General features: G+C 68.1%; 13 protein-coding genes. 6 read left to right on the forward strand and 7 right to left on the reverse strand.

The window, feature by feature from the left end:
- Positions 1–38 precede the first annotated feature (38 nt).
- Positions 39–1,304 carry a mannose-6-phosphate isomerase, class I gene (gene manA / locus AC1DB8_RS12830; protein ID WP_476893248.1) on the forward strand — a complete coding sequence of 422 codons (1,266 nt, stop codon included), beginning with the start codon at positions 39–41 and terminating at the stop codon, positions 1,302–1,304.
- 3 nt (positions 1,305–1,307) lie between these two features.
- Positions 1,308–2,267, forward strand: coding sequence for a lipid II:glycine glycyltransferase FemX (locus tag AC1DB8_RS12835; protein WP_476893249.1), 960 nt, complete (start codon positions 1,308–1,310; stop codon positions 2,265–2,267).
- 2 nt (positions 2,268–2,269) lie between these two features.
- Here AC1DB8_RS12835 and galE read toward each other — a convergent pair whose 3' ends face one another.
- Positions 2,270–3,244, reverse strand: coding sequence for a UDP-glucose 4-epimerase GalE (galE, locus tag AC1DB8_RS12840; RefSeq protein ID WP_476893250.1), 975 nt, complete (start codon positions 3,242–3,244; stop codon positions 2,270–2,272).
- A 115-nt stretch (positions 3,245–3,359) separates the two neighbouring features.
- Positions 3,360–4,382, reverse strand: coding sequence for a class II fructose-bisphosphatase (gene glpX / locus AC1DB8_RS12845; protein ID WP_175322845.1), 1,023 nt, complete (start codon positions 4,380–4,382; stop codon positions 3,360–3,362).
- A 221-nt stretch (positions 4,383–4,603) separates the two neighbouring features.
- Between glpX and AC1DB8_RS12850 the strand changes: the two genes are divergently transcribed.
- From AC1DB8_RS12850 to AC1DB8_RS12860, 3 genes are all read left to right on the forward strand, one after another.
- Complete coding sequence (locus tag AC1DB8_RS12850) at positions 4,604–5,284, forward strand: DUF4245 domain-containing protein (protein WP_476893292.1); 681 nt, start codon at positions 4,604–4,606, stop codon at positions 5,282–5,284.
- 9 nt (positions 5,285–5,293) lie between these two features.
- A complete protein-coding gene (locus AC1DB8_RS12855) occupies positions 5,294–5,908 on the forward strand; it encodes a carbonic anhydrase (protein WP_441418476.1) in 615 nt (204 codons plus the stop codon).
- 64 nt (positions 5,909–5,972) lie between these two features.
- A complete protein-coding gene (locus AC1DB8_RS12860) occupies positions 5,973–7,409 on the forward strand; it encodes a class II fumarate hydratase (protein ID WP_441418477.1) in 1,437 nt (478 codons plus the stop codon).
- Positions 7,410–7,524: 115 nt separating this feature from the next.
- On the opposite strand, the gene AC1DB8_RS12865 is transcribed toward AC1DB8_RS12860, so the two are convergent.
- The 3 genes from AC1DB8_RS12865 to AC1DB8_RS12875 form a co-directional block, all read right to left on the reverse strand.
- The gene (locus tag AC1DB8_RS12865) at positions 7,525–8,193 is read right to left on the reverse strand and encodes a VWA domain-containing protein (RefSeq protein ID WP_476893251.1); all 669 of its coding nucleotides are present in this window, start codon (positions 8,191–8,193) and stop codon (positions 7,525–7,527) included.
- Between the two features lie 125 nt (positions 8,194–8,318).
- Positions 8,319–8,789 (reverse strand): NUDIX hydrolase, encoded by a 471-nt coding sequence (locus AC1DB8_RS12870; protein ID WP_441418479.1) that lies wholly within the window; start codon positions 8,787–8,789, stop codon positions 8,319–8,321.
- A 9-nt stretch (positions 8,790–8,798) separates the two neighbouring features.
- Entirely contained in the window at positions 8,799–9,371 is a 573-nt protein-coding gene (locus tag AC1DB8_RS12875; RefSeq protein WP_476893252.1) for a prepilin peptidase, read from the reverse strand.
- 96 nt (positions 9,372–9,467) lie between these two features.
- Between AC1DB8_RS12875 and AC1DB8_RS12880 the strand changes: the two genes are divergently transcribed.
- Positions 9,468–10,115 carry a GNAT family N-acetyltransferase gene (locus AC1DB8_RS12880; RefSeq protein WP_476893253.1) on the forward strand — a complete coding sequence of 216 codons (648 nt, stop codon included), beginning with the start codon at positions 9,468–9,470 and terminating at the stop codon, positions 10,113–10,115.
- A gap of 222 nt (positions 10,116–10,337) precedes the next feature.
- Here the strand turns inward: AC1DB8_RS12880 and AC1DB8_RS12885 are convergent, their stop codons facing one another.
- Both AC1DB8_RS12885 and AC1DB8_RS12890 read right to left on the reverse strand, forming a co-directional pair.
- Positions 10,338–11,780: a PhoH family protein gene (locus AC1DB8_RS12885; RefSeq protein WP_476893254.1), complete on the reverse strand. Its 1,443-nt coding sequence runs from the start codon at positions 11,778–11,780 to the stop codon at positions 10,338–10,340.
- A 235-nt stretch (positions 11,781–12,015) separates the two neighbouring features.
- Entirely contained in the window at positions 12,016–12,777 is a 762-nt protein-coding gene (locus AC1DB8_RS12890; protein WP_346959534.1) for an isoprenyl transferase, read from the reverse strand.
- Positions 12,778–12,834: the final 57 nt, after the last annotated feature.

The raw sequence follows: 12,834 nt of genomic DNA on the forward strand, positions 1-12,834 counted from the left end.
TTCCAGCCACCAGCTCGCCATGAGCAGATAGGTATTCCGTGTACGAACTTGAGAACGTCCTCCGGCCCTACGCCTGGGGATCGACCACCGCGATCGCCGGTCTGCTCGGCCGGCCGGCCTCCGGCGGCCCGGAGGCCGAGCTCTGGATCGGCGCCCACCCGGACTCCCCGTCGCTGGCAGTCACCGCAGCAGCCGCCGACGGCGACGGCGGCCGGCTGGCCCTGGACGAGCTGATCGCCAGCGACCCGGAGCACCATCTGGGCGGCGAAAGCGTGGCCCGCTTCGGTCCGCGGCTGCCGTTCCTGCTCAAGGTTCTTGCCGCCGAACGCCCGCTGTCCCTGCAGGTGCATCCGACGCTGGAGCAGGCGCGGGCCGGGTTCGCCCGCGAGGAGGCTGCCGGCGTCGACCGGGCCGCCACGGAGCGGAACTACAAGGACGACAACCACAAGCCGGAGATGATTTTCGCCCTGACGACGTTCGAGGCCCTCTGCGGGTTCCGGCCGGCGGCAGAGTCGCGGACCGTGTTCCTACACCTGGTGCAGTGCCTTGAGGTCGCGGGCCTGGACGTCCCGGCCCTGCTCCCCCGGCTGCTTGAAGACCTGGCCCGGTCCGACGAACCGGCGGCCCTTAGGGCAGCCTTCGAGCGGCTGATCGCCGGCGGCGAGGACGTCGCCGCCGCGACGGCCGCCGTCGTCGCCGCGCTGGTCTCCGGCGCGCCCATGGCATCGCACGGGGCGGAGCTGACCACGGTGGTGAACCTCAACCAGGACTACCCCGGGGATCCCGGCGTGCTGATCTCGCTGCTGCTGAACCGGATTTCCCTCGCCCCCGGCGAGGCCGTGTATCTGCCCGCCGGCAATGTGCACGCGTACCTGCACGGGCTCGGCATCGAGGTGATGGCGTCCTCGGACAACGTGCTGCGCGGCGGGCTGACACCGAAATTCGTGGACGTGCCGGAACTGCTGAAGACGATCGCCTTCGAGGCCGTCGGCGTGCCGGCGCTCAGCGCGGAGACGACGATGCTCGGCCAGGAGATCTATCGGCCGCCGTTCCAGGAATTCGCGCTGCAGCGGGTGGAACTGCGCCCCGGCGCGGAACCCGTGCCGCTGGCGCAGGCCGGCGCCGCGGTCATCATCGTGGTGTCCGGCGCAATCCTGCTGGACTCCCCCAAGGGCGATCTGCAGCTGGAGCGGGGCGCTTCGGCATTCCTCCCGGCCGCCGAGGCGCCGGTCAACGTGCACCCCGTCGCGGGTGCCACCGGGCCCGCCGTGGCCTTTGCCGTCTCTACCGGAATGAAGGCCTGAACCGTGGATTACTTCCTGCAGGGCCCGCACTGGGCCGACGTCCAGCGCGCCCTGGGCCGCACCGTGCACGAGCAGGCCGGGGAGGGCTGGCGTTTCCTCGCCGTCGAGGAACGCAACCCTGCCGGGAAGGTGCTGTACGTGCCGTACGGGCCGCTGGCCGAGTCCCTAGCCGCCTTCGACGCCGCGCTGGAGTCCCTGACGGCGCTGGCGCAACGGTGCGGGGCGGTGTGCATCCGGCTGGAACCGGTCAGCGCCGGGTTCGCGGCCGCCGACGCCGGCACCGTGCTGCGCAGCCGCGGCCTGCGGCCCGCGCCGGCGAACCTGCAGCCCGAACTGAGCTGGATCGTGGACCTGGACCGCGACTTCAAGGGCGTCCTGGCGGACATGAAGCCGGTCAACCGCAACCTGTACCGCAACATCCATAAGAAGGGTGTGACCTTCCGGTCCAGCCAGGATCCCGCGGAGATTTCCGTGCTGCTGGAGTTCCTGCACCTGACCGCGGCACGCAACGGCTTCAAGCCGCAAAGTGACGAGTACCTGACCCAGGTTGCACGTTCGCTGATGCCGGCCGGCGCCGCCACGCTCTTCATCGCCGAACTCGAGGGCAAGCCGATCGCTGCGGCCCTGGCCTACGACTCCGCGGACACCCGCACCTATGCGCACGCCGCCCTGGATGACACGCACCGGAAGCTCAGCGCGGGTATTCCGCTGCTGGTCACGCTGATGGCCGATGCCAAGGACAAGGGCCTGGCGCACGTGGACCTCTGGGGCGTGGCCCCCGCGGACCAGCCCGACCATAAGTGGGCCGGATTCACGGCGTTCAAGAAATCCTTTGGCGGCCGTGAAATTGCGTACCCCGGAACCTGGGACCTGCCGGTGAAGAAGGTCCGCTACGGCGCGTACCAGCTCGCCCGCAAGGCCGCCCAGCTCCTCAAGGGCCTGCGCGCCAGGCTCGGTAAGTAGCGCTAGCTTCCGGCCGAAACCGCGCGTTTCTGCGCCTCGTAGGCGCTGGCGACCATCTCCTCGACAGAGTGGCGCATCTTCCAGTCAAGGTCTCGGCCGGCCAGGGTCCCGTCGGCGACGATCCGGTCGGGATCCCCGGGCCGGCGCGGCCCGATCTCCGGCTCGAAGTCGATGCCGGTCACTTGAGCCATGGCCGTCATGATCTGCCGGACCGACAGGCCGTCGCCGGATCCGAGGTTGTAGACACGCTCCAGTGTCCGGCCCGCTGCGAGGGCCTGGGCCGCGGCCACGTGGGACGACGCGAGGTCGGCGACGTGGACGTAGTCGCGCACGCAGGTGCCGTCCTCGGTGTTGTAGTCGGTGCCGTAGATCTTCGGGGTCTTCCCCGACGTCAGCGCCCGCAGCACGATCGGGAAAAGGTTGTGCGGGCTCGTGTCGTAAAGCTCGGGTGATCCGGAGCCGACGACGTTAAAGTAACGCAGCGAGGTGTGCTGCAGTCCCCGGGCCCGTCCCTGGTCCCGGATGAGCCACTCGCCGATGAGCTTGCTCTCGCCGTACGGGGATTCCGGCCGGGTGGGCGTGTCCTCGGTGACGATGTCCCCGGACGGGGTGCCGTACGTGGCTGCGGAGGAAGAGAACACCAGTTTGTCGACTCCGGCGAGCTCCATCGCCTTGAGCAGTTCCGCCGTTCCGGTGACGTTTTGCTCATAAGTGAGCAGCGGCTCCTGCACGGAGACACCGGCGTACTTGAAGCCGGCAAGGTGGATCACCCCTGTCACGCCGTGATCGAGCATGGTGCGGGCCATCAGCTCGGCATCGAGGATGTTCCCGTGCACAAAGGGCACGCCGTCCGGGACGAATTCCCGGTGCCCGCTGGACAGTGAATCCACCACCACCGATGGCATCGACGCCGCGCGCAAAGCCGCGACCACATGGGAACCGATATATCCTGCGCCGCCAGTAACAAGCCAAGTCATGGCTCCACCCTATCCAATGCCGGCGAGAGCCCGGCAAGCCGACGTCGGACTGCCGCACAAATAAGAAATCCCGGGACGCAGGGCGCGTCCCGGGATCTCTTGAGTGCCGCTGGTGCTAGCTCTTGCGGGCGTAGCCTTCCCACTTGCTGGCCTGGTGCTCGCCGTCCACGAAGCGGATGGTGCCCGACTTGGAGCGCATCACGATGGACTGGGTGAGGACCTTGTCCTTGGAGTAGCGGACACCCTTGAGCAGGTCGCCGTCGGTGATTCCGGTAGCCGCGAAGTAGCAGTTGTCGCTGGAGACCAGGTCGTTGGTGGAGAGCACCCGGTCCAGGTCATGTCCGGCGTCGATGGCCTTTTGCTTCTCTTCGTCGCTGGTGGGCCAGAGCCGGCCCTGGATGACGCCGCCGAGGGACTTGATGGCGCAGGCGGCGACGATGCCTTCCGGCGTTCCGCCGATGCCCATCAGGGCGTCGACGCCGGTACCGGCACGGGCCGCGGCGATGGCGCCGGCGACGTCGCCGTCCATGATGAACTTCGTGCGGGCGCCGGCCTCGCGGATTTCCTCGACCAGCGGGCGGTGCCGGTCCCGGTCCAGGATCATCACGTTGAGCTGGTTGACCTTGACGCCCTTGGCCTTGGCGATCAAGTGCAGGTTCTGCTTCACCGGCAGGCGCAGGTCCACCATGTCGGCGGCTTCCGGACCGGTGACGAGCTTCTCCATGTAGAACACGGCGGAGGGGTCGAACATGGAGCCGCGCTCGGCCACGGCCAGGACGGCCAGGGCGTTGTTGATGCCGAGGGCGGTCAGCCGGGTTCCGTCGATCGGGTCGACGGCGACGTCGCACTCGGGGCCGGTGCCGTCGCCGACACGCTCGCCGTTGAACAGCATCGGGGCTTCGTCTTTTTCGCCCTCACCGATGACCACGACGCCGTTGAAGTGGACGGTCTGCAGGAAGGAACGCATGGCGTCGACGGCGGCGCCGTCGGCCTTGTTCTTGTCGCCAAAACCGACCCAGTGGCCGCCGGCGATGGCCGCGGCCTCCGTGACGCGGACCAGCTCCAAGGCAAGGTTGCGGTCAGGCTCGTCGATGCCGACGGCGAGCGACGGGGAAAGCGTGGAGTACTTCTGGGTCATGGACGCTGGTGACACGTGAACCTCTTCTTCGAGTGGCGATCATTGAACCCGCGGCATCGGGTCTCCGGCCACCGCGGTGATTCGTCTGGTACTGATCATAGTCGCGGCGGCCTCCATCGGTCATGGAATGACCAAACCGTGAACCTGCCCGAATTCGGCAGGCGCCCTCCCGCCGAATGTGAGATCGGTCCGGAATGGGCGACTATAGAGGGGTGAATGAATTGCAGGACACGTCGCCCGAGGCCCCCGGATCGCCCTCCGTTGGTGCAACGCCGGACGGCGAAAGCGCCGCCGGCGAACAGCCCGTCAAGCCCGTCATCCGCGCCGCAGCGGCAAAGCGGGCCAACGCCTCGGTGATCGGTATGATCATCGCGCTGGCCCTGAGCATTGGCGCGTTCCTGCCGGTGGTCTTGATGAACCCTTCGCCCAAGAGCGATGGGTACCGTCCGGACATCAACGTCAGCGCCATCGCGCAAAACGCCGCGGGTGTGGCGGGATTCACACCGGTAACCCCGGAAACCGGCGACACATTCCGCTCGAACTACGCCCGCTGGGAGTCCGGTTCCGGCAGTGGCGTGGCCACCTGGGAGGTCGGCTACCTGACGCCCAAGGAGTCCTTCATCGGGCTGGTTCAGACCCGGCAGGCCAACCCGACCTGGCTGCTGCAGCAGACGAAAAACGCGCCGGTGACCGGGACGCGGACCGCCGGCGGCCGCGACTGGCAGCTGCGCGACACCGGCAAGGGCGAGAAGTCCATGGTGCTCGATTACCGCGGGACCACAGTGATCCTGACCGGGCCCGCGCAGCTGGAAGAATTCTCGGTGCTCGCCGCGGCGGTTGTTAAGTCGCTGGAAGGTAACGCGGCAGCCACGGTTTCCCCCTCGGCCACCCCGGCGTCGTAAGGTAGGGCCGTGGCTACTTACCTGACTCCCGCCCTCGCCTGGCGCCGCCTGCGCGAAGGCAATGACCGTTTCGTCGCCGGCGAATCCTCGCACCCGAACCAGGACGCCTCGCGGCGGTCCTCCCTGGTGGAGAACCAGCATCCGTTCGCCGTCATCTTCGGCTGCGCCGACTCGCGCCTGGCCGCCGAAATCATCTTCGACCTGGGCCTCGGCGACGCGTTCGTCGTCCGGACCGCGGGCCAGGTGATCGACGACGCCGTGCTCGGCTCGCTCGAATACAGCATCAGCGTGCTCGGTGTGCCGCTGATCGTGGTCCTTGGCCACGACAGCTGCGGTGCCGTCATCGCCACCAAGGACGCCGTGGAGACCGGCCAGATGCCGGTTGGTTTCATGCGGAGCCTGGTCGAACGGATCACGCCGTCGGTGCTGACCTCGCTGCGCAACGACCAGCACGAGGTCAACGACATGGTGGTGGAGAACGTCAAGCAGACCTCGCAGCGCCTGGTGGACAGTTCCCGGGTGATTTCCGACGCCGTCGGAAGCGGCCGTGCCGCCGTGATCGGGCTTGCGTACAGCCTCGCCGAGGGCCGGGCAGACCTGGTCTCCGGGATCGGTGAGCTCTAGGGGCCTCGTTTCAGTGCCGGTTCATGGTTTTCGGTGCGACGCTTGGGCGGAATAAGCTAGGCCCATGACTTCCACAGCAGACTTGAACACTGAAGAATTCCGCATTGAACACGACACGATGGGCGAAGTCCGCGTTCCCGTGAACGCCCTGTACCGGGCACAGACGCAGCGCGCGGTCGAGAACTTCCCGATCTCCGGCAAGACCTTGGAGCGCGCCCACATCGAGGCCCTCGCCCGTGTCAAGAAGGCTGCAGCCCAGGCGAACGCAGAGCTGGGAGTGCTCGACGGCGAGCTTGCCCAGGCGATTGCGGACGCCGCCGATGAGGTTGCCGCCGGCAAGTACGACGGCGACTTCCCGATCGACGTCTTCCAGACCGGTTCCGGAACCTCCTCGAACATGAACACCAACGAGGTCATCGCCGAGCTCGCGTCCCGCGCGCTCAAGGCAGCCGGCAGCGACAAGGTGGTTCACCCGAACGACCACGTCAACGCCTCGCAGTCCTCCAACGATGTCTTCCCGACCTCGGTCCACGTGGCTGCCACCTCGGCGCTGATCAACGACCTGATCCCGGCGCTGGGCTACCTCGCCGACTCGCTGGACCGCAAGGCGATCGAGTTCAAGGACGTGGTGAAGTCCGGCCGCACGCACCTCATGGACGCTACCCCTGTCACCCTCGGCCAGGAGTTCGGCGGCTACGCCGCGCAGGTCCGCTACGGCATCGAACGCATCAACGCCTCCCTCCCCCGCGTCGCCGAGGTCCCGCTGGGCGGCACCGCCGTCGGCACCGGCATCAACACCCCGGCAGGCTTCCCGGAGCGCGTCATCGAACTCCTCGCCGCCGACACCGGACTGCCGCTGACCGAGGCCCGCGACCACTTCGAGGCCCAGGCAAACCGCGACGGCCTGATCGAAGCGTCCAGCCAGCTGCGCAACATCGCGATCTCCTTCATGAAGATCAACAACGACCTCCGCTGGATGGGCTCCGGCCCCAACACCGGCCTCGGCGAAATCGCGATCCCGGACCTGCAGCCCGGCTCCTCGATCATGCCCGGCAAGGTCAACCCGGTCATCTGCGAGGCCTCCATCATGGTCTGCGCCCAGGTCATCGGCAATGACACCGCCATCGCCTGGTCCGGCACCAACGGCGCCTTCGAACTGAACGTCGGCATCCCCGTGATGGCCGCCAACCTGCTCGAATCCGTGCGCCTGCTGGCCAATACCAGCCGCGTCATGGCGGACAAGATGATCGATGGCATCACCGCCAACGTGGAGCGCGCCCGCTTCCTCGCCGAAGCCTCGCCGTCCATCGTCACGCCGCTGAACAAGTTCATCGGCTACGAGAACGCCGCCAAGATCGCCAAGAAGGCAGTTGCCGAGGGCCTGACCATCCGCGAGACCGTCGTGGCCATGGGCTTCCTGGAGCGCGGCGAGCTGACCGAAGAGCAGCTCGACACCGCCCTGGACGTCATGTCCATGACGCGTCCGCCGCACAAGGCCTAGTCGCCGGGCTCCGCGGCCCGTAGCGTCCGACGGCGGCCGGCGCCTTCCCAGCGGAAGGCGCCGGCCGCCGTCGTGCGTTTAGCCGGCACGGCGCTCATCCGAAAGGCGGGCGGTGCTACTCCAGCGGCACCTCTCCTCCCGCGGCGCGGCGTTCCTCCGCGGTGTAGGCAGAGTAGGCAGCGGCTTCGTCCAGGCTGGCACCCGCCATGCGGGCTTCCCGGAGCCGCCGGGTCTTGGCGGACTGGCCGGAGAAGGCGGCGTCCACCTTGCCGGCCGCGTACGTCAGGGCGTCCTCGGCCCGGATGCCCAGCCCGTGCGCCGTCAGGACGGCGTCCTGGTTGGCCCCAAGGTAGGTGAACTGCCAGCCCCACTGGTGCTGCTGGCGTTCGACCAGGGCCTTGACTATGGCACCGCTGGCCTCGCGTGAGGCATTTTCGTGGCCGTCGGTGAGCACGGCCACGAGCACGGTGCCCGGGCGCTCCGGTTCGGGCAGCGCCGCCAGCTCAGCGCCGGCCTCCCCGATCAGCCGGACCATGGCGTCGTGCAGGGCCGTGCTGCCGCGCGGCTGGAGCACCAGCGGCGGAACGTCCCGGATGTCCACCGCGGCGTAGACCCGCTCGTAGACGTCGTCGAACTGCGCCAGCGAAAGCTTGCATCGTCCCGCCACCGCCTGCTGCTCGCGGACGAAAGCCGCGAAGCCTCCCACGGTGTCATCGGCGATGGAGCCCATGGAACCGGAGCGGTCCAGGAGGACATATACGTGCGTCAGTGCTGAATCTGTCATGCTTCCCCGTTCCCGGCCCGGGCGTGCCCGGGCCACTGTCGCCAGCTGGGAGAGCTGGATGGAATCAGGCTATGGCCGGGCTCTGACAATCATGTCCGCGGTCCGGCCGGGCGGACCGGCCTACGTCAGCTCCGGAAGTGCGCCGCGCCGTCCGGATCCCGGGCTTGTTCGATCGATTCCAGATGCCCGGGCATCAGCTCGGGGAATTCTTCGGGCCGGAACCAGCCCACGGCGAGGGATTCGTCGTCGTTGACTCGCGCCTCCCCGGAGACATAACGGCAGCGGAACACGAGCGTCAGGAAGTGGCAGACGTCGCCATTCGGGTAGGTGGTGGGACCAACGGCGTCCACCGAGACCAGCCTTTCGGCAACGGCCACCACGCCGGTTTCCTCCAGGACTTCGCGCAGCAGGCCCGGCGCGGGCTCCTCGCCCGGTTCCAGGATCCCGGTGATCAGGCCCCACCGGCCGTTGTCGGCGCGCTGGCCGAGCAGGACCCGGCCGGCGTCGTCGAAGACCACGGCGCAGGCGCCGGGAATCCAGAGGGGTTCCTGGCCGATCTTCTCACGCAGTTTCAGGATGAATTCAGGGGTGGCCATCCCGCCAGCCTAACCTCCGGGCAGCAGCATCGCGGCCGCAGTCCCGGCCAGCATGAAGGGGCCGAACGGAATGTCCGACTTCAGCGTTCCGCGCCGCGAAACGAGCAACGCCATACTCCAGAGTCCCCCGAACAGGAACGCCGCAAACGTTCCGGCAAAGACCTGCCCCCAGCCGAGGAACCCGAGGTACATGCCCAGCACGCCGGCGAGCTTGACGTCGCCAAAGCCCATCCCCGGCGGATAGACGGCCCGCAGGATGAAATAGAACAGCCAGAGGACGGCCCCGCCGGCCACGACCCGGAGCCCCGGCACGCCGAACAGCCCGGCCCCGGCGTCCTGCGCTGACGCTGACGCTGACGCTGCGGCCGGGACCCCCGCCACCGCCTGCGCCGCGGCTGCGCCGAGCAGGAGCACGCCCGCGACCGCGTAGGAGGGAAAGATGATCCGGTTGGGCAGCAAGTGGTGCCGCACGTCGATGACCGTCAGCCGGGCAGCCATGACGGCGAAGTACGCGCACGCCAGCAGCGCCAGCCAGAAGGCCAGCGGGGCGGCTCCCCCAAGTTCGCCGAGTCGATGGATCACCCTCGGATGCTACTGGATTTTGCCGTGTCCGTGCCGCTCCCCGCCAGGGTCGGCGTGTGACTGGCGGCCACCGCGCCCCGCCGTTAGGCTTCCGGGATGACCGCGCCCGACTCCTACTGGCCCCCGTTCGCCCTCTCGCTGGCCACGCCCCGCCTCACGCTCCGGCCCATCCGCGACGAGGACATCCCGGCCGCGGTGCAGGCAGCCCTGAGCGGCGTCCACGAACCAGGCCGCAGCCCGTTCAGCCGGCCTTGGGCGGAAATGCCGGCCCGGGAGCTCGGCCCGAACATGGCGCAGTGGTACTGGCGCTGCCGCGGGAATATGTCCCCGCAGGAATGGACCCTGCTGCTAGGCGTCTGGCACGACGGCGAGTTCGTCGGCTGCCAGGACGTCGAAGCCAAGGACTTCGCCACCCTGAAGACGGTCAGCACCGGCTCCTGGCTCCGACAAAGCGTCCAGGGCCGCGGACTGGGCAAGGAAATGCGGGCCGCCGTCGCCCTCTACGCCTTTGACTGGCTCGGCGCCGAAGTCGCCGAATCCGAGGCGGCGGCCTGGAACCAGCGGTCGCTCGGCGTCTCCCGCTCCCTCGGCTACGAGCTCAACGGCATCACCCGCGCCAACTGGGGCGGCAAACTCCAGGACTCCCAACGGGTCCGCCTCACCCCCGATACCTTCAAACGCCCCGACTGGACCCTGGAAGTCCAAGGCCACGACCCCACCGCGAAGTTCCTGGGCATCGGATAACCCGAGGCGAATTTGCAGCCCCGCGCAGATGGGAAGCTCGCCAGCCGCGCCGCGGGCCTTTCGCGTAGTCGCGCATCGCGGCACATCGGCCCCCAGAGGTCGCCCGCGACCGTCGGGGCCGATGGGACGTGTCTAAGCGACGGCGAAAGGGCCGTGGCGGGCCAACCCAACCACGGCGAACCCAACCACGGCGAACCCAACCACGGCCCGAAGAAAGCCGGCCTAGATCTCCGCCCCCTCGAGCATGTCCGTCACCAACGCAGCGATCGGCGAGCGCTCGGAACGGGTGAGGGTGATGTGGCCGAAGAGCGGGTGGCCCTTGAGGGTTTCGACGACGGCTGCCACGCCGTCGTGCCGTCCCACCCGGAGGTTGTCGCGCTGGGCGACGTCGTGGGTCAGCACGATTTTGGAGTTCTGGCCGATCCGGCTCATCACGGTGAGCAGGACGTTCTTCTCGAGGGATTGCGCCTCGTCCACGATCACGAACGCGTCGTGGAGTGAACGCCCGCGGATGTGCGTGAGCGGCATGACTTCGAGCATGCCGCGGTCCATGACCTCCTCCACCACTTCCTCGCTGACCAACGCGCCCAGGGTGTCGAAGACGGCCTGCGCCCAGGGGTTCATCTTCTCGGACTCGGAGCCGGGCAGGTAGCCGAGTTCCTGGCCGCCGACGGCGTAGAGCGGCCGGAACACGATTACCTTGCGGTGCTCCCGCCGTTCCAGGACGGCTTCCAGGCCGGCGCACAGGGCCAGCGCGGACTTGCCGGTGCCGGCCCGCCCGCCGAGGGACACGATGCCCACGGACGGGTCCATCAGCAGGTCGATCGCGAGCCGCTGCTCGGCCGAGCGTCCGTGCAGGCCAAAGACGTCCCGGTCCCCCTTGACCAGGCGGACCTGCTTGTCGGCTCCGACCCGGCCCAGGGCGGAGCCGCGGTTGGAGAGAAGCACCAGGCCGGTGTTCACCGGAAGTTCGGCCGCGGCCGGGATGAAGACCGGTTCGTGGCCGTAGAGCGTGGCCAGCTCGTCCTCGGCGGCGTCGATCTCGGCGATGCCGGTCCAGCCGGAGTCCTTGACGAGCTCATTGCGGTATTCGTCGGCGAGCAGCCCCATGGCGGAGGCCTTGACCCGCATCGGCAGGTCCTTGGACACCACGGTCACGTCGCGGCCCTCGTTGGCGAGGCTCTTGGCGACGGCGAGGATCCGGCTGTCGTTGTCGCCGCCGCGGAATCCGGCCGGGAGCACCTCGGCAGAGATGTGGTTCATCTCGACCATCAGGGTGCCGCCGTCGTTGCCCAGCGGGATCGCGCGGTCCAGGCCGCCGTGCTCCACCCGGAGGTCGTCGAGCAGGCGCAGCGCCTTGCGGGCGAAGTAGCCCAGTTCCGGGTCGTGCCGCTTGCCTTCAAGCTCGGTGATGACAACGATCGGCAGGATCACCTCATGCTCGGCGAAGCGCAGCAGCGCCCGCGGGTCCGAAAGCAGCACGGAGGTGTCGATCACGTAGCTTCGGGCGGCCTCCCGGCTTGCTGTTCCTTCCCCGGAAACAGCAAGACCGGCGGCAGCGTCGGAATGCGCTGCGCCGGTCTTGGAAGTGGCTCGCTTGGCGCGAGAGGTAGCTTTCTTGCCCTGGTCGGAAATGACGCCGGGCAGTTCTGCAGAAATAGCCACATCGACTCCAGCCCCGGGCCGCTGGCCCGGAATTGTTATTGGTGAGGCGGCTCGGCCTCGAGGCCGGACGCGGCCTCCCATACATCCGGTGCGAACTTCCGCTCCATGTACTGGCCTCCCCGATCAGCCGGCGGTTTGCCCGCTGATGGGATTAACGTACGTCCATGGCCCGCGCATTGCCGATCTATTTTTCGGCGATTCTTGAAGACATCAGGTGAAGCCCGGATGAACCGTGTCAGGAACCGAAGCGGCGCTGCCGGCCGGCGTAGTCGCGCAGCGCGCGGAGGAAGTCCACCTTGCGGAACGCCGGCCACAGGGCCTCGCAGAAGTAGAACTCGCTGTAGGCGCTTTGCCACATCAGGAAGCCGGACAGCCGCTGCTCCCCGGAGGTGCGGATCACGAGGTCGGGGTCGGGCTGGCCGCGGGTGTAGAGGAAACGCGAGATGTCGTCGACGCTGAGTTCGTCGGCCAGCTTGCCGATGTCGGCGCCGCGGGCGACGGCGTCGTGCAGCAGTTCGCGGACGGCGTCGACGATCTCCCGGCGGCCGCCGTAGCCGACGGCGACATTGACGTGGATCTTTTCGTGCACGGGGGTGCGGGCCGTGAGCTTGTTGAGCCGCTCGGCGAGGTAGTCCGGCAGCAGTTCCGGGGCGCCCATGGCGTGCACCGAGATGTCGGCGTCTTCGTCGAGGCGGTCCAGGGTGTTGGCGATGATGCCCATCAGCAGGTCCAGCTCTTCGCCGGAGCGGTTCATGTTGTCCGTGGAGAGCATGTAGAGCGTGACGACTTTGATCCCCAGCTCCTGGCACCAGCCGAGGAATTCGTGGATCTTGTCCGCGCCGGCCTGGTGGCCCTGGCTGGTGGGGGCGTTGAACTGCCGGGCCCAGCGCCTGTTGCCGTCGACCATGACGCCGATGTGCTTGGGGACGCGCTCCGGGTCAAGGGACCGTTGGAGGCTGCGCTCGTAGAAGCCATACAGGAACCCGGGCAGTTCCATCCGGAGATTCACCTGGCTTCCTTGAGGTCTGACGTCAGTGCATTCCTAGGCTACCCG

This window comes from Arthrobacter sp. 10N410 (genome assembly GCF_056394945.1).